General features: G+C 46.0%; 19 protein-coding genes. 16 read left to right on the forward strand and 3 right to left on the reverse strand.

Annotated elements, in window-relative coordinates; genetic code table 11:
- Positions 1 to 8: 8 nt before the first annotated feature.
- The 9 genes from AC1P5O_RS04230 (at position 9) to AC1P5O_RS04270 (ending at position 9,339) form a co-directional block, all read left to right on the forward strand.
- A complete protein-coding gene (locus AC1P5O_RS04230) occupies positions 9 to 1,067 on the forward strand; it encodes a 2Fe-2S iron-sulfur cluster-binding protein (protein WP_262457606.1) in 1,059 nt (352 codons plus the stop codon).
- Positions 1,068 to 1,109: 42 nt separating this feature from the next.
- Entirely contained in the window at positions 1,110 to 1,880 is a 771-nt protein-coding gene (locus tag AC1P5O_RS04235) for an enoyl-CoA hydratase-related protein (RefSeq protein WP_262457603.1), read from the forward strand.
- Positions 1,880 to 2,671, forward strand: a complete 792-nt coding sequence (paaG, locus tag AC1P5O_RS04240) for a 2-(1,2-epoxy-1,2-dihydrophenyl)acetyl-CoA isomerase PaaG (protein ID WP_262457601.1) — start codon at positions 1,880 to 1,882, stop codon at positions 2,669 to 2,671. Before AC1P5O_RS04235 ends, paaG begins: the two co-directional genes overlap by 1 nt.
- A gap of 3 nt (positions 2,672 to 2,674) precedes the next feature.
- Positions 2,675 to 4,228: a 3-hydroxyacyl-CoA dehydrogenase gene (locus AC1P5O_RS04245; RefSeq protein WP_004730681.1), complete on the forward strand. Its 1,554-nt coding sequence runs from the start codon at positions 2,675 to 2,677 to the stop codon at positions 4,226 to 4,228.
- 11 nt (positions 4,229 to 4,239) lie between these two features.
- The gene (gene pcaF / locus AC1P5O_RS04250; RefSeq protein WP_262457599.1) at positions 4,240 to 5,451 is read left to right on the forward strand and encodes a 3-oxoadipyl-CoA thiolase; all 1,212 of its coding nucleotides are present in this window, start codon (positions 4,240 to 4,242) and stop codon (positions 5,449 to 5,451) included.
- A 60-nt stretch (positions 5,452 to 5,511) separates the two neighbouring features.
- Positions 5,512 to 6,804, forward strand: coding sequence for a phenylacetate--CoA ligase PaaK (gene paaK, locus AC1P5O_RS04255; protein WP_262457597.1), 1,293 nt, complete (start codon positions 5,512 to 5,514; stop codon positions 6,802 to 6,804).
- A gap of 63 nt (positions 6,805 to 6,867) precedes the next feature.
- On the forward strand, positions 6,868 to 7,806 hold the full coding sequence (gene paaX, locus AC1P5O_RS04260) for a phenylacetic acid degradation operon negative regulatory protein PaaX (RefSeq protein ID WP_262457596.1): 939 nt from the start codon (positions 6,868 to 6,870) through the stop codon (positions 7,804 to 7,806).
- A 31-nt stretch (positions 7,807 to 7,837) separates the two neighbouring features.
- On the forward strand, positions 7,838 to 8,446 hold the full coding sequence (locus tag AC1P5O_RS04265; RefSeq protein WP_253159662.1) for a DapH/DapD/GlmU-related protein: 609 nt from the start codon (positions 7,838 to 7,840) through the stop codon (positions 8,444 to 8,446).
- 131 nt (positions 8,447 to 8,577) lie between these two features.
- On the forward strand, positions 8,578 to 9,339 hold the full coding sequence (locus AC1P5O_RS04270; protein WP_004279194.1) for a class I SAM-dependent methyltransferase: 762 nt from the start codon (positions 8,578 to 8,580) through the stop codon (positions 9,337 to 9,339).
- A 60-nt stretch (positions 9,340 to 9,399) separates the two neighbouring features.
- Here the strand turns inward: AC1P5O_RS04270 and AC1P5O_RS04275 are convergent, their stop codons facing one another.
- Entirely contained in the window at positions 9,400 to 10,209 is an 810-nt protein-coding gene (locus AC1P5O_RS04275) for a cytochrome C assembly family protein (protein WP_004279195.1), read from the reverse strand.
- A 138-nt stretch (positions 10,210 to 10,347) separates the two neighbouring features.
- Between AC1P5O_RS04275 and ffh the strand changes: the two genes are divergently transcribed.
- The 3 genes from ffh to AC1P5O_RS04290 all read left to right on the forward strand — a co-directional run bounded on the left by ffh (position 10,348) and on the right by AC1P5O_RS04290 (position 13,222).
- Positions 10,348 to 11,754, forward strand: a complete 1,407-nt coding sequence (ffh, locus tag AC1P5O_RS04280) for a signal recognition particle protein (protein ID WP_004279196.1) — start codon at positions 10,348 to 10,350, stop codon at positions 11,752 to 11,754.
- Between the two features lie 151 nt (positions 11,755 to 11,905).
- Positions 11,906 to 12,472, forward strand: coding sequence for an RBBP9/YdeN family alpha/beta hydrolase (locus tag AC1P5O_RS04285; protein ID WP_004279197.1), 567 nt, complete (start codon positions 11,906 to 11,908; stop codon positions 12,470 to 12,472).
- 144 nt (positions 12,473 to 12,616) lie between these two features.
- Positions 12,617 to 13,222 (forward strand): RBBP9/YdeN family alpha/beta hydrolase, encoded by a 606-nt coding sequence (locus tag AC1P5O_RS04290; RefSeq protein ID WP_262457592.1) that lies wholly within the window; start codon positions 12,617 to 12,619, stop codon positions 13,220 to 13,222.
- Here the strand turns inward: AC1P5O_RS04290 and AC1P5O_RS04295 are convergent.
- Together AC1P5O_RS04295 and AC1P5O_RS04300 are read right to left on the reverse strand one after the other, a co-directional pair.
- Positions 13,176 to 13,916: a type III pantothenate kinase gene (locus AC1P5O_RS04295; protein ID WP_004279199.1), complete on the reverse strand. Its 741-nt coding sequence runs from the start codon at positions 13,914 to 13,916 to the stop codon at positions 13,176 to 13,178. The two genes, AC1P5O_RS04290 and AC1P5O_RS04295, sit on opposite strands and share 47 nt — an antisense overlap.
- A gap of 14 nt (positions 13,917 to 13,930) precedes the next feature.
- On the reverse strand, positions 13,931 to 14,686 hold the full coding sequence (locus AC1P5O_RS04300; RefSeq protein ID WP_004279200.1) for a biotin--[acetyl-CoA-carboxylase] ligase: 756 nt from the start codon (positions 14,684 to 14,686) through the stop codon (positions 13,931 to 13,933).
- A 27-nt stretch (positions 14,687 to 14,713) separates the two neighbouring features.
- Here AC1P5O_RS04300 and AC1P5O_RS04305 point away from each other — a divergent pair, with 27 nt between their 5' ends.
- The 4 genes from AC1P5O_RS04305 (at position 14,714) to AC1P5O_RS04320 (ending at position 20,844) form a co-directional block, all read left to right on the forward strand.
- Positions 14,714 to 15,517, forward strand: coding sequence for a sulfite exporter TauE/SafE family protein (locus AC1P5O_RS04305; protein ID WP_004279201.1), 804 nt, complete (start codon positions 14,714 to 14,716; stop codon positions 15,515 to 15,517).
- A gap of 200 nt (positions 15,518 to 15,717) precedes the next feature.
- Entirely contained in the window at positions 15,718 to 16,413 is a 696-nt protein-coding gene (locus tag AC1P5O_RS04310; protein WP_004279202.1) for a GntR family transcriptional regulator, read from the forward strand.
- Complete coding sequence (gene smc / locus AC1P5O_RS04315) at positions 16,389 to 19,877, forward strand: chromosome segregation protein SMC (protein ID WP_499005735.1); 3,489 nt, start codon at positions 16,389 to 16,391, stop codon at positions 19,875 to 19,877. The genes AC1P5O_RS04310 and smc overlap by 25 nt, the downstream gene beginning before the upstream one ends.
- Position 19,878: 1 nt before the next feature.
- The gene (locus AC1P5O_RS04320) at positions 19,879 to 20,844 is read left to right on the forward strand and encodes a cell division protein ZipA C-terminal FtsZ-binding domain-containing protein (RefSeq protein WP_004279204.1); all 966 of its coding nucleotides are present in this window, start codon (positions 19,879 to 19,881) and stop codon (positions 20,842 to 20,844) included.
- Positions 20,845 to 20,897 lie beyond the last annotated feature (53 nt).

Consider the following 20,897-nt stretch of genomic DNA (forward strand, 5'->3'; position numbering starts at 1 on the left):
ATTTTGCCATGAGCCAATTTATACCATTAACCATTAAATCGATTCAGCCACAAACCGAGCAGGCGATCTGCATTGCCTTTGATCTCGCGCCTGAGCAGTTGGATGCTTTTCAATATCAGCCGGGTCAGCACCTGACCATTCGTCATTTAACCGAGGACGGCGAGCTGCGCCGCTGTTACTCGATTTGCAGTGATACTCAAGAAGACATGAGTATTGCGATTAAAAAAATTGATCAGGGTCAGTTCTCAACCTGGGCCAATGCGCATCTCAAAGCAGGCGATGTTTTAGAAGTCATGCCACCGCAAGGGGTGTTCTTTCAGAAAGCAGCCAAGGCCGGTGGCCAGAATTATTTGGGGTTTGCAGCAGGCAGTGGTATTACGCCAATCTTATCGATTGTAAAGTCAGTGCTGAACCGTCAAACGGACGCAACATTCACCCTGGTATATGGCAACCGTTCCTGGAAACAGACCATGTTCTCCGAACAGATCATGGACTTGAAAGACCGTTTTAAGGAACGTCTGCAACTGGTAAATATTTTTTCACGTGAACTGAATGACAGTGACATTTTTAACGGCCGGATCGATGCAGACAAATTGCAGCAGCTGTTTCAGGCTAATCTGATTTCTGCCGACATCGATCACTGTTTTGCCTGTGGTCCTGAAGAAATGATGGCAGCGGTCGAAACGGTATTGCCGACTTGGGGCATTCAACGCAGCAAGATTCATACAGAACGCTTCAATACGGGTACTGCACCGAAAGCAACCGCCCAGCAGATGGAAAGCCGTAGCGAAGAACGCGTCAATATTGTTCTGGATGGTCGTGAGCTGATTGTTGAAGTCTCCAAACAGGATGACAGTATTTTAGATGCTGCACTACGTGCCGGAGCCGACCTGCCATATGCCTGTAAGGGCGGTGTTTGTGCCACCTGTAAATGTAAGGTGTTAGAGGGACAGGTTGAAATGGCGGTGAATTATAGTCTGGAAGAAGATGAAATCCAGAAAGGCTATGTGTTGAGTTGTCAGGCACGTCCAACCACGGCCAATGTCCGACTCAGTTTTGATGAATAAAAGCTGAATTTACAGCACCGCGAGCATAGCAGGAGTTCAAGGATGACCTACATTAAAACCAGCTCACCCAAGCCGGGTGTGGTACTGATCGAGCTAAATCGTCCAGAAAAGCGCAATGCTTTAAACAATGCCACCTTGCAAAACATTGCAGCCTGTCTACAGGACTTGGAAACAGATGCTGCTGTGAAAGCCGTGGTCATCACCGGAAATACGCAATGCTTTGCTGCCGGTGCTGATTTAAATGAGCTGGCGCAGTTAGATGTGGTCAGCATCCAGCAAGACCAACGCCCACTGCTCTGGAAAAAAATTGATGAATTTTCCAAGCCTTTAATCATGGCCGTAAATGGTTATGCTTTTGGTGCAGGTTTCGAGTTGGCTTTGCATGGTGACATGGTGCTGACCGGGGAAAATGCCCAGTTTGCCTTGCCTGAAATCGGTTTAGGTATGTTGCCGGGTGCCGGTGGAACCCAGCGTCTGGCCCGTCTGGTCGGTCAGCAATTAACGATGCGCTGGGCCATGACTGGTGAAATGATTTCGGCACAAACAGCCTTGCAACATGGCATTAGTAGCCAGGTTTGTCCGGCAGGATTGACCGTGCAATACGCACTGGAACTGGCAGAAAAAATTGCCAAGCAGGCACCGCTGGCCATTCGTGCCATCAAGCAATCTTTAAAGTCGATTCATGAAGTGACTTTAAGTCAGGGACTGAAACTTGAACATCAACATTTTGTCTGGCTGGCGGCGACCCAAGATCGCCAGGAAGGCATCAATGCATTTTTAGAAAAAAGAAAACCAGAATTTAGAGGTGTGTAATGGATTATCAAACAATTATTGTCGAAGAAAAAAATGCAGTGGGCTACCTGACCTTTAACCGTCCAAAACAGCTCAACAGCTTTAATGAAACCATGCATCAGGAAGTTTTCAAGGTCATCAAGGCCTGGGCTAAAGATAGCCAGATTCGTGCCGTGGTGATTTCAGCCGAAGGCCGCGGTTTCTGTGCCGGTCAGGATCTGAATGACCGTGTGGTCGATCCGAATGCCGATGCACCGGACTTAGGCCTATCGATTGAAAAATATTACAACCCTTTGATCAAGCTGATTACCGAAATGCCTAAACCGGTGATTTGTGCCGTGAATGGAGTAGCAGCAGGGGCAGGTGCCAATATTGCCCTGGCGTGTGACATTGTGGTGGCAGCAAAATCGGCTTCCTTTATTCAGGCCTTTTGCCGTCTTGGTTTGGTGCCAGATTCAGGCGGTACCTGGTTCCTACCGCGTCTGGTCGGCCGTGCTCAGGCGATGGGCCTAGCGATGCTCGGCGATAAAATTCCGGCTGAGCGTGCAGTACAACTGGGCATGATCTGGCAGGTGGTTGAAGATGAGCAACTGCAAGCAGAAGCGAAAAAATTGGCGGAGCATCTGGCTCAGCAACCGACCTATGGTCTGTCCCTGATCAAAAAAGCCATTCATGCCGCAGCAGAAAACAATTTGGATGAGCAGCTCATTCTGGAACGTGACCTGCAACGTCTGGCTGGACGTTCAAGCGATTATAAGGAAGGTGTACAAGCCTTTATGCAGAAGCGCACCCCTGAATATAAAGGATGCTAAATCATGCAACAGATCAATTTGGAACAAGTCAAAGTTGCTGTGGTCGGTGCTGGAACCATGGGGATTGGCATTGCACAACTGGCAGCCATGCACGGGCATCCGACCTATGTGTTTGATCTCGATCGCAGCAAAGTTCAGAGTGCCTTGACTGCTTTAGAGGCGCAGCTGAGCAAGCGCGTACAAAATGGCAAAATGACCCAGCAATTGCTGGAGAGTACCTTCGCCAATCTGATTGTGGCAGAGGACATTCAGCAGCTTGCCGATGCGGGCTTAATTATTGAAGCCATTGTTGAAAAGAAAGAAGTGAAGCAAAACCTGTTTCAACAGCTGGCTGCCATTTGCCCGGAACAGACGATTTTTGCGTCTAATACTTCTTCAATTTCCATTACCGCAATTGCCTCGGCGATTCCACATCCCGAGCGAGTGATTGGTCTGCATTTCTTTAATCCGGCGCCGGTGATGAAACTGGTCGAGATTATCCGCGGACTGAAAACCTCAGCAGCGATTGCCGATGCAGTATTTGATCTGATGAAGGACTGGAACAAGGTTCCGGTGCGAGCCAAATCGACCCCCGGTTTTATCGTCAATCGTGTCGCACGACCTTATTATGCCGAGGCCTTTCGTGCCTTGCAGGAAAATGCCACCACCCCGGAACAGCTCGATTACATCATGCGCGAATGTGGCCGTTTTGCCATGGGGCCGTGTGAACTTACAGATCTGATTGGGCAGGATGTGAATTTCTCGGTCACACAAAGTGTCTATCAGGAATTTTTCTATGAGCCACGCTACCGCCCGTCCTTGATTCAAAAAGAACTGGTCGATGCCGGTTGTTATGGTCGCAAGTCCGGTCAGGGTTTTTATGATTACGCTCAGGCCAAGCCTGCACCTGTATATGAATTGCCAGTATGTTATGCCAAGTCGCTGAATAAGCTCAAAGTCACAGTAAAAGGTGAATGGCTACATTCCTCAGTACTGATTGAACGTTTAAAACAGGCCTCTCATGTAGAGCTGAGTTTTCAGGCAGCAGAACAGAATGAAATCCTGATTGGTGACCTTTCTCTGCGATTATCGCTTGGCGAATCAGTTGAACTTACCTATCCGCATGAGCCTGTGGTGTTGATGGACTGGCATTCAGATTGGACAAATGCTCAAGCGATTCCAGTCGTTGCATCACCGGCGTGTAGTGCTGAACAGTGCCAGGCAGTGGAGCTATTCCTCATAGGTATGGATATGATACCTATTTGGTCTAAGGATCATCCCGGTCTTTATGTTATACGTAGTATTGCCATGTTGGTGAATGAAGCCTGTGAAGCAGTATTGCATGATATTGCATCAGAACAAGATATTGATTCTGCTATGAAATATGGCGTTAATTATCCTTGTGGTCCATTCGAATGGGCAGATAAAATTGGATATTACACAATTTTACAAATTTTAGAAAATATGTATCGTATTTATGGTGAAGACCGCTATAGAACTAGTATATATTTAGCAAAGAAAGCGGTGCAGGGACATGCACAGAAAACTCAGCAGCAACCATTACGTGTTGCTGGCTAAAAGGAAGAATCATGGAACAGGTTTATATTTTTGATGGAATTCGCACCCCGATCGGACGCTATGCCGGTGGACTGAGCAGCATTCGTGCTGATGATCTGGCAGCGCTACCGATTCAATATCTGAAAGATCAGCATCCTGCCTTGCCATGGGCAGAACTGGATGAAGTGATCTTGGGCTGTGCCAATCAGGCCGGTGAAGATAACCGCAACGTGGCGCGTATGGCTGCTTTACTCGCAGGGTTGCCTGAATCTGTTTCAGCACTGACCGTAAACCGTTTATGTGCCTCAGGTCTGGATGCCATTGGACTGGCAGCCCGTGCCATCAAATCGGGTGAGGCTCAATTTATTTTGGCGGGTGGCGTAGAATCCATGAGCCGAGCGCCTTTTGTGCAATCCAAACCTACAACTGCCTTTAGCCGTACCCCTGAAATTTATGACACCACCATTGGCTGGCGTTTTATCAACCCAAAATTTAAAGCACAGTTTGGCGTCGATAGCATGCCGGAAACTGCCGAAAACGTCGCTGAAAAGTATCAGATTAGCCGTGCAGACCAAGACCTGTTTGCCTATCACAGCCAGCAGAAAACCGCAGTAGCGCAGCAAAAAGGTATTTTTGCCGAAGAAATTCTGCCAGTCGAGGTTAAAGGTCCGAAGAAAACCACTCTGACCATTTCCCAAGACGAGCACCCGCGTGCAGAAACGACGCTGGATAATCTGGCAGCCTTGAAAACCCCATTTCGTAAAGAAGGCGGTTCAGTCACCGCTGGTAATGCTTCGGGTGTTAATGACGGGGCGGCTTGCGTATTACTCGGCAATCAGCAGTTTGCTGAGCAGTATGGTTTGCGCCCGAAAGCTAAAGTGATTGGAATGGCCAGTGCCGGTGTGGAAGCCAAATATATGGGCATTGGGCCGGTGCCAGCAGTACATAAAGTGCTGAAACAGACTGGACTCAGTCTGGAACAGATGGACGTGATTGAGCTGAATGAAGCTTTTGCTGCGCAGTCACTGGCCGTGATTCGTGAACTCGGCTTGCAAGACGATGATTCCAGAATTAACCCGAATGGCGGTGCCATCGCCTTGGGTCATCCGCTGGGTATGAGTGGCACCCGTTTGGTGATTACCGCCATGAAAGAATTAAAACGTCGTAATGGCAAATATGCACTCTGCACCATGTGTGTGGGTGTTGGTCAAGGTGTTGCACTGGTTTTAGAAAATATGGATTAAACACATCATTCAATCAATGAATTAAACCGTGGTCAGGAAGACTGCGTCAGGAGTAAGAATATGAATAACAATGCAATGGAAAAAATTGAAAAAGTATCGGTTGATGAGTTACGCAGTGTTCAGCTACAGCGTATGAAAAAGACGTTGCAACATGCTTATCAGAACAGTCCGGTTTATAAAAAGAAATTCGATGATGCTGGCGTGCATCCAGACGATTTTAACTCACTGGAAGACCTGGCGAAATTCCCGTTTACCACCAAACAGGATTTACGCGATAACTATCCGTTTGGTATGTTCGCTGTTCCACAGGAACAGATTGTACGTGTGCACGCATCTTCTGGCACCACCGGTCAGCCGACCGTAGTGGGTTATACCCAAAATGATATTAATGTCTGGTCAGACGTGGTGGCGCGTTCCCTGCGTGCAGCCGGCTTGAGCAGCAAAGATATCATTCAGGTGTCTTATGGTTATGGTCTGTTTACGGGCGGTCTAGGCGCGCATTATGGCGTTGAGCGTTTGGGTGCAACCGTGATTCCAATGTCTGGCGGACAAACCGATAAACAGGCGCAACTGATTCATGACTTTAAACCGACAGCACTGATGGTTACGCCATCTTACTGCCTGAACATTATTGAAGCGCTTGAGAAGAAATTTGGCACAGCCAAAAAATGTTCGATTAAAACCGGCGTCTTTGGCGCAGAGCCATGGACCAATGAAATGCGCAAGGAAATTGAAGAGCGTCTGGGCATTGATGCCCTAGATATTTATGGTCTGTCAGAAGTCATGGGACCGGGCGTGGCGATGGAATGTCTGGAATCTAAAGATGGCCCAACCATCTGGGAAGATCATTTCTATCCTGAAATTATCCATCCGGAAACTGGCGAAGTGCTGCCAGATGGCGAACTGGGTGAACTGGTCTTTACCACCATTACTAAAGAAGGCATGCCGGTAATCCGTTACCGTACCCGTGACCTGACCCGTTTATTGCCAGGCACGGCACGCACCATGCGCCGTATGGACAAGATTGTCGGCCGTAGTGATGACATGATGATTATTCGTGGGGTCAATGTCTTCCCATCACAGATTGAAGAGCAGATTTTACAGATCCAGCAACTGATTCCGAACTATCAGATCCAGATTTGCAAACAGGGACATCTGGATACATTGCATATCCGTACCGAAATGCGTAAAGATAGCAGTGACATTATGGCGCACCAGTTGGCAACTCAGCTGAAAAGCCAGATTAAAACCATGGTCGGAATCACCGTAAGTGTCGAAGTGTTACCTGAAGGGAGTCTGCCACGCTCTGAAGGCAAGGCACAGCGCGTGTTTGATATCCGCAAGTCTGCATGAAGTACTATTGGATGATAGCCAAATGGTCTATCATCCAGTTTCTATAAGGTAAAGTTAAACGCAATGAATCCGAAATTAAAACAAATAATTGATGACTTTATTCAAACTGAAGCACTCAGCGGAACCTCATTAATCATGACCATCTTTGGTGACTGTATTTTTCACCGGGGTGGCATTATCAGTCTGGCCAGTCTAATTCAGCTCATGGATGTCTTCGGATTTAATGAACGATCGGTACGGACTGCCGTATTTCGTCTGGTCCAAAATGGCTGGCTGATGTCTGAGAAAATTGGTCGCACCAGTTATTATCGCGTAACCGAAAGCAGCCGCCAGCGTTTTATTATGGCGGATCAAAAAATTTATAGTTTTAGCCATCAGGAATGGGATCAGAAATGGGATCTGGTGCTGCTCAGTTCGGTGGAACTGGAAAATAAACTGATTCTGAAAAAAGAACTGGAATGGCTGGGATTTGCCAATATCGCCACCAATGTCATGGCCTATCCGGGCTGTGATCATCAGAAACTGCAAAACCTGCTGCTGAACTTGAAAATGACCGACCAAGTCGTGGTATTTAAGGCTGAAACCTTACAGCTCTGGCAGGAATCCTACCCAACCGTGAAACGCATGGTCGCCACCAACTGGCCTGTACAGGAGCTGCATCAGCGCTATGAAAAATTCATTGCAGATTTCCGGGAATTCTTTCATCTGGTGGAACAGGAAGATGAGCTGGATCCGGTTCAGGCCTTTCAGTTGCGAATTTTACTGATTCATCAATTCCGCCGGATTTTATTAAAAGATCCAAATCTGCCTTTTGAATTATTGCCATCCAACTGGCTTTCCCTGAATGCCCGTAATCTGAGCAGTAATTTATATCAAACCGTGGTTGCGGCAGGGGATGAATTCTTTATGGAGATCGCCCGAACTTCGGAAGGTTCGATGCCGCCGGTACATCCACAATTTTATAAACGTTTTGGCGGTTTACGACTGGAAGCCGTTAGCTAATCTAATTCTGCATTTTTAAAGGAATAAAATAATGCCGTGTTATGCCATTGCTGGTGTGATTCCTGTGGTCAACCCTCGCGCTTATGTGCATCCGCAAGCCGTTCTGATTGGGGATGTGGTGATTGAAGAGGGCGTATATATCGGGCCTTTTGCTACTTTAAGAGCCGACTTTGGTGGGATTCATATCCAGAAAAATGCCAATGTTCAGGATTCCTGTACCATTCATGGCTTTCCCGGTAGCGTCACGCTGGTCGAAGAATATGGTCATATCGGACATGGCGCGATTTTACATGGCTGTATCATTCGCAAAAATGTACTGGTGGGCATGAACAGCGTAATTCTGGATGAAGCCGAGATTGGTGAAAATACCATTATCGGTGCCAATAGTATGGTTAAAGCCAAGGCCCAAATTCCGGAAAATTCATTGGTACTCGGTAGTCCAGCACGGGTCATCCGTCCCCTGGACACCAAAGAAATTGCTTGGAAAAGCAAAGGGACACAAGAATATATTCAGCTGACAGAGCGCTGTCTTTCCTCAATGCAGGAGGTCAGTCCTTTAACAGAAGTCTCCACAGACCGGCTCAGTTACAAAGCGTTTAAGGCAGATTATCAGATCAAGCAGAATAGCTTGAATGACTAAGTTAAGAACATGATTCTATTAAATAGATGAATTCTGCATTTTAAAAACAGGAAGTAACTGAAACCAAATTCCAACTGCATTCCCTGACCGTCTATTTAGACTGAAATAAAACTGGTCTGGAAAGCATATATATGGAAAATAGGGAATTTAAAGATCATTTCTCCCAGCAGTCACAGGACTATGCTTTGTTTCGTCCGCATTATCCGGATGCATTGGGAAAGCTATTGGCAGAGCTGTCACCAGGTACTAAATTGGCTGTAGATGTCGGCTGTGGTTCTGGACAGCTTTCAGAAGTTTTGGCGAATTACTTTGATCAGGTGCTTGCTATTGATGCGAGTGCTGAACAGCTTGCCCAAGCCAAACCGCATCCAAAAATTCAGTATGGTCAGGCACTCGCTGAAAAGATTCCGTGTGCTGACCAGAGTGTTGATCTGATTTCGGTGGCTCAAGCAGCGCATTGGCTTGATCTGGAAAAATTTTACGCAGAAGTTCGCCGGATTGCTAAACCCAATGCCATTCTGGCTTTAATTAGCTATGGCGTATTCAGTGTGGATGAGCCCCATCTGAATCATTATTTTAAGCATTTTTATGAAGTCACGCTTGCACCGTACTGGCCACCTGAACGTCGCCATGTAGATGAAGGATATAAAAATTTACCATTTCCATTTCAGGAAATTGCGACTCAGCCACCGGTATTGCAGGTTGAATGGAATTTTTATCAGTTAATTGGTTATATGAGTACTTGGTCAGCCGTGAAAGCAGCAACTCAAGCACTCGGACATAATCCATTAAATGTACTGGCAGATGCCTTATTGCCAGAATGGGAAGATCCAGAATTGCCCAGAGTCATTCGCTGGCCATTATCAGTGCGTGCGGGGCGTATAATCGTTTAAAAAAATATTAGAGCTAGAATCTGTTTATTGAACAATGAATTGAATATTCACGGCTCAGAATTATCGCCCTAGAATCATTTCCAGCACAAATTTAGAACCAATAAAACCCAGTGCCAGCAAGCCAAAACCGAGTAGGGTAAAGCGCACAGCTTTTTGGCCACGCCAGCCAAACTTCCAGTGTCCAATTAATAGTGAACCGTAAACAAGCCAGGAAATGATACTGAACGCCGTTTTATGTGCCAGATGCTGAGCAAAGAAATTGTCGATAGTAAAAAAGCCAAAGCCCAAAGCGAGGGTAAGTAAAACAAAACCGGTCATCAGCATATCAAACAGCAATGATTCCATGTCTTGATAAGAGGGTAGCAAACTGACCCAAACGCGGCGTTTTTGCTTCTTTTTCAGCTCACGATCCTGAAAGCGTAAAATTACGGCCTGAATGGTCGCCATGAGCAATACCGCATAAGCAGACAAAGACAGGATGATATGAATATCCAGTCCTAAAGAATTTTGTGCGATGATTTTTGCAGGCTGAGTAAACGCAAAGCCAAGAATTAATCCGGTCGCAGCCACCGGAATCCCGATCAGGTTCAGGGCAATAATCGGACGATAAGTGCTGTAAATAATGCTGAGTAACAGCATCAGACCAGAGGTAAAGGAAAACAGGGCAAAGACATCATAATTGATGCCCAGCGGGGTATGCATATCGCCATATAAAACCAGCGCATGCAAGCCCAGTCCAAGCAGTGCGGTTAGCGAGACAAACCATTGATTAGGAGCACGTTTAGACATTAAATGAATGAACAGATACCAGAAGGAAGCGGTATAAGCGACTAATGCTAAGATCGTATAAACCAAGGGGAGGCTAACCATGTCAAACCTTTTTAAGGGTGATGAATATTCATTTATATAAATTCGCTGCGAACTACAGTATCCTATAGCATTCTATGCATAAATTTTCTATTTTAAGAAACAATTTTTTGCTCATGGCTATTTTAAGCGGATTTTGCAATGTTTGATACCTTAACAGAACGACTCACGCAGAGTTTAAGAAATGTTACTGGCTCAGGGCAGCTAACCGAAGACAATATTAAAGATACGTTACGTGAAGTGCGTATGGCGCTTCTTGAGGCCGATGTTGCGTTACCTGTAACTCGTGAATTCATCGCGAAAGTTAAGGAAGAAGCATTGGGCCAGGAAGTGATGACTCAGTTATCTCCTGGGCAGGCTTTTGTCAAAATCGTTCATGACGAATTGACCAAAATGATGGGCGAGGCCAATGAAAGCCTCGACCTCGCTGCAAAACCACCTGTGGTTGTCCTGCTGGCAGGCTTGCAGGGTGCAGGTAAAACAACAACTGCAGCGAAACTTGCACGCTTCTTACAAGAACGTCAAAAGAAAAAAGTCGCGATGGTCTCTGCCGATGTGTATCGTCCGGCTGCGATCAAACAGCTACAGACTGTCGCAGGTGAAGTCGGTGCGATTTTCCTAGAATCCAGCGCAGACGAAAAACCGATTACGATTGTGAATCGCGCGATTGAACAGGCAAAAATCCAGTTTGCCGATGTACTGATTGTCGATACGGCAGGCCGTTTGCATATCGATGATGACATGATGGGTGAAATCAAAGAGCTGCATGCAGCGATTAACCCGACTGAAACCCTGTTCGTGGTCGATGCCATGACCGGTCAGGATGCGGCAAACACCGCCAAAGCATTTAATGATGCCTTGCCTTTAACTGGTGTGATCCTGACCAAAACTGATGGTGATGCGCGCGGTGGTGCAGCGCTTTCAGTACGCGCGATTACCGGCAAGCCAATCAAATTCTTGGGTATGGGTGAGAAACTCGATGCCTTGGAGCCATTCCATCCTGAGCGTGTTGCACAGCGTATTCTCGGTATGGGTGATGTACTTTCTTTGGTCGAAGAACTTGAACGCAAGGTCGACAAAGAAAAAGCCGAAAAAATGGCGAAAAAACTGCAAAAAGGCGGCAGCTTCAACTTTGAAGACATGCTGATGCAGTTTGAGCAGATGAACAAGATGGGCGGCATGATGGGCTTCCTGGACAAACTTCCTGGCATGAGCAATGCCGGTCTGCAAGATGCGTTGGCGCAAGCCAATCCTGAAAAGCAGGTCAAGAAAATGGAAGCGATTATCCAGTCGATGACTATCAAAGAGCGCCGTAACCCGGACTTGATGAACCCAAGCCGTAAAAAACGTATCGCAGCAGGTTGTGGTATGGAAGTGGCAGAAGTCAACAAGCTGATCAAGCAACATGCCCAAATGGCCAAGATGATGAAAAAATTTGCCAATCCATCGGGTATGGCAAAAATGATGAAGTCACTCGGCGGCTTGCAGAAACAGTTTGGCGGCGGCGGTGGTATGGGTCCATTGTTCGGCGGCAATGACAAGAAATAAGTTTTGTTTTAAAAAAAGGCGCAATATGCGCCTTTTTTTATTGCGAATAAATCGTCAAACCGGTTTAAACAAAACAACATTTACTTACCCAAAATAAAAATCCGATCAGGCAGACTCGGGAATATCAGCACAAAATAAAGAGAAATTTCAAATGAACCAAGTAATTGTCGTACATGGTTATACTGCAAGCCCGGAAGAAAACTGGTACCCATGGATTCAGGAAAAAGCCCAACAGGAAAATGTCAGTTTAAAAGTCCTCCGGCTGGATCCATCAACTACACCGACACTGGACACCTGGGATCAGCAAATGCGTGAACAGATTGATGCAATTGATGAGGACAGTATTTTTATTGCACATAGCTTGGGAACTGTAGCCGCATTACATTACTTATCCAGAGAATTAAAACAGCAGAAAATTCAGCAACTGGTATTGATCGCAGGATTTAATGGCCGGCTGGGTCGTCTGGATGAAGTAAACCCTTTTATTGATGCCGCTGAAATCAATTTTGATTTACTCAAACAACAGGTTGCAGAGCGTGTGGTGATCTACTCCGAAGGAGATGACCGGGTTGCACCAGAATTTAGTCTGGAACAGGCGGACAGTCTGGATGCCATTGTGGTGAATGCCAAGCATCACGGACATTTTATTGATTCTCAAGGCTGTACTGATTTGCCAGAACTCTGGAAAGTAATCGAACCTTATCTGATTAAATCTTAAATTTAGGCATGTTATTGTATTCGCTAAATTTTAAAATTTAACATGAGATGGTGTTCAAAAAGGCACTTGAATTCCATCTCCAGACTGGTTAAAACTTATTTTTTGTCGACGCAATTTGCGTTCAATGATAATAAGTAAATCACTATGAAAAATATAATAAATAAAGTCTATATCGTGCCGGACTATCAGGCGACCTCCAATGATCACTGGTACCCTTGGTTCAGTCGCCAGCTTAAAAATGCCGGTTTTGAATCTAAACGGATTATGCTGGCCAACCCTTTTCAGCCTGATTTAGAAGAGTGGCAGCAGAATCTGAAACTGCACATTCCGCAGATGGATGAACATACCTTTTTAGTTGCACATGGCCTGAGTTGCGTCAGTGTTTTAAACTTTTTACAGGAACATTATATTCAGCAGCAACGCAAGATCGGCGGGGTAATTCTGGTCTCAGCCTTTGATACGCCTTTGGTGGCCTGGTCAGAACTGAATAAAATACTGCAGGCTGTGCGACTCGATCTGAAAAACTTACCGTATAGCTATAAACGTGCGGTGATGCTGATCTCCAGTAATGATCCCTATGTGCCTGCACCGGTTTCCTTGCGTTTAGCCCATAGCTTGAATGCACAAATTTTTGAGATCAAAAAAGCCGGACATTTTAATAAGGCTGATGGCTTTGCCGATTTTCCGCAATTGCTGGACATTATCAAACAGTGTCTGGCAAATGAGCTGCAAAATGCTGCAGGCCTTTAAGTAAAAGATCAGGTTCAATCCGGGGATGGTGATGGCTGAGATGCTGCGCAAACAGTGGAGCATCTCCACCGGTTAAAACCAGCTGTGCTGGGAAATCATGCAGGACTTTCTCAATCGTGCTGAGCAGACCCAGTAGGATGCCATGATGAACAGCATCGATGGTGTTGCGTCCAGGATTGAGTTCAGAAAAAGCGGCATCCGGGATTTTAATGCCTTTGGTATTCTGAATCAGTGAATCACGTTGCAAGTACAGATTTGGCAGAATAAAACCACCCAAATGTTGTTGTCCTTGCGCCAGATCAATGGTCAGCGCCGTACCGCAACTAATCACACAATAATTTTCATGCGCTTGCGTCGCCACTGCAAGTACCTGTAACCAGCGGTCAATCCCCAGTTGCGAAGGTTCATCATAGCCACAGATCAGACCGGCATATTCTGCTTGTACCTGAGCAAAAATCACTGGAATATGTAGACTTTCTAAAATGCTGAGAATACGCTCATTATTGATTTTATCTTGGACAGAAGATAATCCCACCTGATGCAAGCCCAGCGCTTTGAAATGCTGGATCAGGCCAAGTAACAAATCAGCAGGAGACTGTAAATGTAATTCTGCTGCCTGTTCAATAATCTGATCATGCTCGGTAATCCAGTATTTAAGCCGGGTATTGCCGATATCCAACCATAATTTTTTCATTGCTGTATGCCTGTTCATCCACCATGTTTAAGGCGGAGCTGTCCCTGATAAAAGGTCTGGATTCCCTGATCGGTCAAAATCTTGACTGCACCATCATCCTGAATCCCGAGAAAAGTACCGGAATATTGCCCTTGCACGTCAGTAAATTCAACCGTTTGTTGCATAAATGCAGCCGATCGATTGAAACGCGCCGCCAGGTTTTGACTGCCATAATTAAACCATTGCCCGGCTTGCTGAATCGCCAGATATAACTGGGCAATCAGCTCGACTCTTGAGGTATGTGATAATCCCAACTCGTTCAAGGAGCTAACCTGCTGATCTGGAAGGTCAGTGGGCAGAGGATCGATATTTAAACCTACACCGACCACCACCTGTGTAGATGAAATCGGCTCGACCAGAATGCCGCCCCATTTTCCGTGCAGGCTATACAGGTCATTCGGCCATTTCACCTGTAATTCCAGGCCTTTTAGACTGGGCATTTGCAGGATATTTAACGCAATTTCTAGCGCCAGACGACCATCGATGGGTTTTTGTGTATGCAGCAATGTGCTTAAATAGATGTTCCCTTCAGGTGAAATCCACTGACGTTGACGCTGTCCACGGCCTTGGGTCTGCACATGACTGCATACCAGAACCTGCTGTACCCCCTTCGTTGCCAATTCGCGCACATCATCATTGGTCGATGTAGTAATCGGTTTGATGAGTAATACTTCCGGGAGTTGGCCTGCATCGCTTAATCGTTGTTGCAGTTCACGAGTTTCTACATCCATTTGAATCTAAACGTGGTAAATATCGTTATGGAGTTAATCATATATTTATTGATTGGTGCAATTGCCGGATTCACCGCAGGCCTGTTTGGGGTCGGCGGTGGTTTGATTATTGTGCCGATCCTGTACATTGTTTTTACCCAGCTTCAGTACGATCCCAGCGTGATTATGCATATGGCGGTGGGTACTTCCTTGGCAACAATTATTGTGACTTCTATCAGTTCGGTGATGGCGCATCATCAACGAGGGGCAGTGCTATGGCCCGTATTTCGTAATCTGGCGCCGGGTCTGATTTTTGGTTCCTTCTTGGGTGCGGGGATTGCCGATTATTTATCTGGTCAAGGTTTACAATTATTGATCGGTTTCTTTGCAGTCTGGGTGGCTTTTCGAATGTTTAGAGGAGCGCATATTCAGATCGATCCGAATCAAAAATTGCCTTCAACCCCGGTACAAATTGCTGCAGGTGGCGGGATCGGTGTGGCATCGGCGATCTTTGGGATTGGCGGGGGAAGTCTGACCGTCCCATTTCTGAATCGTTGCGGAATTGTGATGCAAAAAGCAGTAGCGACCTCTGCAGCTTGTGGTTTACCGATTGCAGTTGCAGGTGCGCTGGGGTTTATCTGGTTTGGTAAACAGGCACAGGTCACCGTGCCAAATACCATTGGCTATATTCATATTTATGCCTTTATTGGCATCAGCATGATGAGTTTTTTCACTGCCAAGCTGGGCGCAAAAGTGGCACATCTGCTTTCACCGGCCGTATTAAAAAAATGTTTTGCTGCACTACTGACCACCGTCGGCCTGTATTTTATTTATCAAGGGTTTATGGCCTGATTTAAACCTTTTCGGTTGGACTGATGTACCGTATAAGGAGAATAGCTCACTATTCTCCTTTTTTATGGGCCTAAGTTGGCTATATAGACATAAGATTGTCTGACAATGTCAAAGTATTTATGGATAAAAACCCGTTTAATAGCAACATAGCCCAAATAAAGGGCTAAACCAGTATCCATAAAAATAAAGACAGGAACGGTATGCCATTAGAACAAGCGCACAGTTTGTCTGAGCAGATTGCCAAGCACATTAGCGAACAGATTATTCGCGGTGAACTGGTCGAAGGCGAACGTATACAGGAACTCAGGATTGCCTCGGAGCTTGATGTCAGTCGGGGTTCGGTTCGTGAAGCCCTGCTTTTGCTGGAACGCACCCAGCTGATTGAAATTTTCCCGCGCCGTGGGGCGATTGTCTCGGAAATGTCGGCCTTGCAGGTACGTGCCTTATTTGACATGACCTCATTATTGCTCGGGCAAATGGTGTATCGCATGGCGGAAACCTGGCGGGTGCATGAAGCTGAGCGCATTCAGCTATTATTAGAGCAATTGGAAGCAGAAACTCGCCAAGGACACACTGAAAAGTTTTATGATCTGATCTTTCAGGGCATGGCCCAGCAGCATGAGATGGTCGGGAATCCTTATCTGATGCGCTACTATCAGGAACTGCTGCCTTCTTTGCGTCGGAGCTATTTTCTGACCCTGAATATTTCCAGACGCGAGTTACAGGAATCTTTCGACTTATTTAAACTGGTCACTGAAGCAATTTTGATACGAAAAAGCCATCAGGCCACTTTATTTATGGAAGATTTTTGTCGACACTTGCGCAACCTTGTGTTGGAATCTCTGACACGGATGAAACAAATTGAACTCGCGTGGGCCAGACGCTCACGACGTTAAATCAGGACATTATGCGTTTAAGCAGTTTAAAAATTTCAGGCTTTAAATCTTTTGCCGACAGTACCACTTTACATTTTAAAGATAATCGTACTGCGGTCGTGGGACCGAATGGTTGTGGTAAATCTAACGTCATTGATGCCATACGCTGGGTCATGGGTGAGTCCAGTGCGCGTCAGTTGCGTGGTGGCAGCATGCAGGACGTCATCTTTACCGGAACTGCCAAGCGTAAACCGGTGGGCATGGCCAGTGTGGAACTGCGCTTTGACAATACCTATGGCAAGCTGGGCGGTGCTTATAATGCCTATAACGAGTTGGCGGTACGCCGTCAGGTCAACCGCGATGGTAAGTCCGAATATTTCCTGAATGGCAGCAAATGCCGTCGTCGTGATATTACCGATATTTTCCTGGGTACCGGTCTTGGGCCACGTTCTTATGCGATTATCGAGCAGGGCATGATCAACCGTCTGGTCGATGCCAAGCCAGATGAAATGCGGGTTTATATTGAAGAAGCCGCGGGTGTATCACGCTATCAGGCGCGTCGCCGTGAAACGATGCTGCATCTGGATCACACCACACAAAACCTGTCGCGTCTGGGAGATATCGCCTCCGAACTGAAATCCCAGTTAAAAACCTTGAAACGTCAGTCGGAAAGTGCAATTCAATATAAAGAACTGGAAGGACAGATCCGTACGATTAAGATCGAAATTCTGTCTTTTCAATGTGAGCAGAGCCAGCGCTTACAGGAAGAATATACCCTTGAGATGAATACGCTCGGGGAAAACTTTAAGCTGGTACGTTCCGAACTGACCAGCGTTGAACATGATTTGGGCAGCACCAGTGAACTGTTCCAGCGTCTGATTCAGCAATCCACTCCTTTGCAAAGTGAATGGCAACAGGCCGAGAAAAAACTGGCTGAACTGGAAATGACCCTGCAACAAAAGCAGTCTTTGCTAGAGCAGAATTCCAGCAGTCTGATCAAGCTGGAACAGCAAAAAGCCCAAACCAAAGAGCGTTTGCAGTTGATTGAACTGCAACTCGATACTTTACAGCAGCAATTTGAAGATCAGCAGGCGCAATTGCAGCAGCAAGATGGCCAGAGTCAGGCGCAAAGCCAGAATCTGAGTGAGCTCAAATCCCAGCAGAGTTCAGTAGCAGCGCAATTCGCACAGATTAAAACTCAGGTCGAACAGCAGCAACAGCGTAAATTGCAAATGCTGGCTCAAAGCGAGCAACTGGCAAAGAATATTGAACGGATTGAACAACAGAAACAGACACTACAACAGCAAAGTGCACAGATTCAGCAACAGGCGCAGCAAGATGAGCTGGAGCAGTATCAGGCAGACAAAGCCCAAGTTGAACAGCAAATCGTTGGCTATGAAATTCAATTAACAGATTTAAGAACTCAATTCGAGCAGATTCAGGAAGAGCAGGCGAGTCGTCAACAACAGCTGATGCAGCTCAAATCTGAAATTCAGGTACTTCATTCAGAAAAGAAAAACCTGAGCCAATTACTGACCAAAGCCAACCCAAATGCCAAGAGTAATGCGATACAGTTAATGCATGTACTTAAGCTCAATGATGCAGGCAAGGTACATGCCAGCCTGATCGAAAAGTTTTTGGCTAAGTGGCTGTCTGCCCAGATTTTGACAGAGGGCGAGCACTTCCTTGAAGATTGTGCGCGTCAGTTAAAGCAACAGGCTGTTCAGAATAAAATTCAGATTGCCAATACGATGTGTCTGGCCGATTGGATTGAATCTCCACATTATTCACTGTGGCAACAAGTCGCGGTCGTAGATACATTAGCGCAAGCATTGCCTCTTCAAACTGAGTTATTACAAGGCCAGACATTACTGAGTTTAGATGGCTACCATGTTGGTGCGGATTGGATGATTGCACTGGACTATGATGAAGCTAGTCAGGCCGGACAAGGTGCATTGAGTCATCGAATCCGTCTGGATGAAATCGAGCAGCAACTTGCAGAACTTGAACCTAAGTTTATGCAGTTGGAGCAGCAGTTACATGAACTCACCGATCAGGTTAAAGCTTTGCAAAGCCGGATTCAAAGCATCAGTGAGCAGCACAAGCATACCCAAAAGCAGCTGCAGCAACTCGATGTCAATATTGCCAAAGTACAAAGTAGTGCTCAGGCTTTCGCATTGCAAAAGCAGCAATTACAGCATCAGCTGCAACAACTTGATGAGCAGCTTGAAGAAGATGCCATGCAGAAAGATGATCTGGAAATTGATCTACATGCCTTGAATATCAAACTGGAACAGGCGCTACCAAATTATAAAACCCTGCAATTCCAGCTAGAAGAATTGAGTGCTCAGCTGGATGACTCACAGCAGCTCAGTCAGCAAGCGCAGCAGGGACTGGAAGTGCTGCGCCGGCAAAATGTGCAAAGCCAGCAGCAGATTGAATTACTGGAAAAAGATCAGGTATTCCTCAAAGAACAGTCTCAACAAATTACTGCACAAATCGAGCAAGCCAAGAAATTTGTCGATCCGGTACAGCTGGAATTACCTGCTTTACAGAGCCAGTTCAATGAGCAGGCGCAGATCACTGAAAAGCTGCAAAAGACCTGGGCCGACTGGCAGATTGAATTAAATCAGGTGCAGAACAAACAGCAGCAGCTGACCGAACAGCGTCACAGTTTTCAGCAGCAGGATGAAAAACTCCGTACTACACTGGAAGAAAAACGTCTGGCTTGGCAAGCAGCCAAATCTGATTTGCAGCATTATTCTGAACAACTGAAAGAATTGAATAGTGAAGTAATTTCCGGACTCGATATTGATGTTAAAGCACATCAGGCGAAACTGGAAAAAGCTCAGGCTCAGTTTGATAAACTCGGTGCAGTCAATCTGGCGGCTTCTGAAGAATATGAAGAAGTGTCAAAACGTTATGAGGAACTGAGTCACCAGATGCAGGATCTGGAAAATACGGTTGAACAGCTACAGGCTGCGATGAAAAGTATTGACCAGGAAACCCGTAAACTGTTTATGCACACGTTTGATCAGGTCAATGCTGAACTACAAAACCTGTTCCCGAAAGTGTTTGAAGGCGGTGAGGCGAGTTTAAGCCTTGAAGATGGCTGGCAATCGGGGGTAAAACTGATGGCCCGACCACCGGGTAAACGAAACAGCTCATTGGCCTTACTCTCTGGTGGAGAAAAGGCCTTAACCGCATTAGCATTGGTATTCGCGATTTTTCGCTTAAATCCGGCACCATTTTGCGTACTGGATGAAGTCGATGCACCGCTGGATGATGCCAATGTGGGACGCTTTTGTAATTTAGTTAAAGAGCTTTCTGAACACGTGCAATTTATTTATATTACCCATAACAAACTTGCAATGATGATGGCGACTGATCTTTTAGGTGTAACCATGCCTGAACCGGGAACATCAAAATTAGTGACAGTTAATTTGGAACAGGCAAAAGAATACGGCCTAGCTGCGGAGGTATAATATGGAAATCACCACCATTATCGGGATTGTGATCGCAATTGTGATTATGCTGTTTGGTATAAGAATGCTGTTCAAAAAACCTGTAGAGGCTGTACCTTCACTGGATGCCAACCTGCATATCGACCCGGATAGCCAGACCCCGATCATTCCAAGGCATGTACGTTCTCAGTTGGCACAACAGGATGTCGAATCTGATCGTATCGAGCCAAGCTTGGGTATAGATGAACCGGCTCCTGAAAAGCCTTCCGCCTTTCGCAAGGCTGAATCAACTCCGGTTGAGCCAAAAGCAGTCGAAACTCCTGTAGCTGCCCCGTCAACAGAAGCTGAAGGAGTGGCAAAGTCGGTAGCAACAGCAGCGGATGTTCAACAGGTAGAAGCAGAACATAAGAATAGCCAGACTGAAACCAAGGAAGAAATGCCTGAATTCAGCCTGAACAGAAACATCGAAAAAGCAGAAATTTCTGAATTTAATGATGAAAGCAGTATTCTGGATGCACATCTGCATGAGCAAAAAATAGTGGATGAAGAAAGTGCTTTGTCCAATGCTGAAACCATTATTTCTTTGCATATCTATCCACAAGGCCGTGTACTTTCGGGTGATAAAACCTTGAAGGTTTTATTGAAATATGGCCTGCGTTATGGTGAATTGGCCTGTTTCCACCGTTATAGTGAAGATGGTTCAAAACTGCTGTTTTCGGTATTGCAAATGACCGATACCGGAATGGAAGGCTTTGATCTGGAAACCCTGTCGACTCAGGAAGTGAAAGGTCTGGCATTCTTCCTGGCTTTACCGCATAGCGATGTACAAAATGCGTTTGATACCATGGACAGTATTTCACGTCTGATTGCCCGTGAAGTGGACGGTCTGGTCTATGACCAGAATCAACAGGAATTTACTCCACAATTACGTGAATTCTGGCGCCATCAGGCAATTGATTATCGTGCTGGACAAGGGACGGAAGTTTAAGGCTGCTTTGTTCAATCTCCAAGTTGAATCTGTAGACTGCAATTTTTATAATA

The sequence above is a fragment of the Prolinoborus fasciculus genome (genome assembly GCF_056724605.1).

Bases quoted from the DNA above. Each gene is read 5' to 3' on its own strand.
- AC1P5O_RS04230 (WP_262457606.1), top strand. From the start codon at position 9: ATGAGCCAATTTATACCATTAACCATTAAATCGATTCAGCCACAAACC.
- AC1P5O_RS04235 (WP_262457603.1), top strand. From the start codon at position 1,110: ATGACCTACATTAAAACCAGCTCACCCAAGCCGGGTGTGGTACTGATC.
- paaG (WP_262457601.1), top strand. From the start codon at position 1,880: ATGGATTATCAAACAATTATTGTCGAAGAAAAAAATGCAGTGGGCTAC.
- AC1P5O_RS04245 (WP_004730681.1), top strand. From the start codon at position 2,675: ATGCAACAGATCAATTTGGAACAAGTCAAAGTTGCTGTGGTCGGTGCT.
- pcaF (WP_262457599.1), top strand. From the start codon at position 4,240: ATGGAACAGGTTTATATTTTTGATGGAATTCGCACCCCGATCGGACGC.
- paaK (WP_262457597.1), top strand. From the start codon at position 5,512: ATGAATAACAATGCAATGGAAAAAATTGAAAAAGTATCGGTTGATGAG.
- paaX (WP_262457596.1), top strand. From the start codon at position 6,868: ATGAATCCGAAATTAAAACAAATAATTGATGACTTTATTCAAACTGAA.
- AC1P5O_RS04265 (WP_253159662.1), top strand. From the start codon at position 7,838: ATGCCGTGTTATGCCATTGCTGGTGTGATTCCTGTGGTCAACCCTCGC.
- AC1P5O_RS04270 (WP_004279194.1), top strand. From the start codon at position 8,578: ATGGAAAATAGGGAATTTAAAGATCATTTCTCCCAGCAGTCACAGGAC.
- AC1P5O_RS04275 (WP_004279195.1), bottom strand. From the start codon at position 10,209: ATGGTTAGCCTCCCCTTGGTTTATACGATCTTAGCATTAGTCGCTTAT.
- ffh (WP_004279196.1), top strand. From the start codon at position 10,348: ATGTTTGATACCTTAACAGAACGACTCACGCAGAGTTTAAGAAATGTT.
- AC1P5O_RS04285 (WP_004279197.1), top strand. From the start codon at position 11,906: ATGAACCAAGTAATTGTCGTACATGGTTATACTGCAAGCCCGGAAGAA.
- AC1P5O_RS04290 (WP_262457592.1), top strand. From the start codon at position 12,617: ATGAAAAATATAATAAATAAAGTCTATATCGTGCCGGACTATCAGGCG.
- AC1P5O_RS04295 (WP_004279199.1), bottom strand. From the start codon at position 13,916: ATGAAAAAATTATGGTTGGATATCGGCAATACCCGGCTTAAATACTGG.
- AC1P5O_RS04300 (WP_004279200.1), bottom strand. From the start codon at position 14,686: ATGGATGTAGAAACTCGTGAACTGCAACAACGATTAAGCGATGCAGGC.
- AC1P5O_RS04305 (WP_004279201.1), top strand. From the start codon at position 14,714: ATGGAGTTAATCATATATTTATTGATTGGTGCAATTGCCGGATTCACC.
- AC1P5O_RS04310 (WP_004279202.1), top strand. From the start codon at position 15,718: ATGCCATTAGAACAAGCGCACAGTTTGTCTGAGCAGATTGCCAAGCAC.
- AC1P5O_RS04320 (WP_004279204.1), top strand. From the start codon at position 19,879: ATGGAAATCACCACCATTATCGGGATTGTGATCGCAATTGTGATTATG.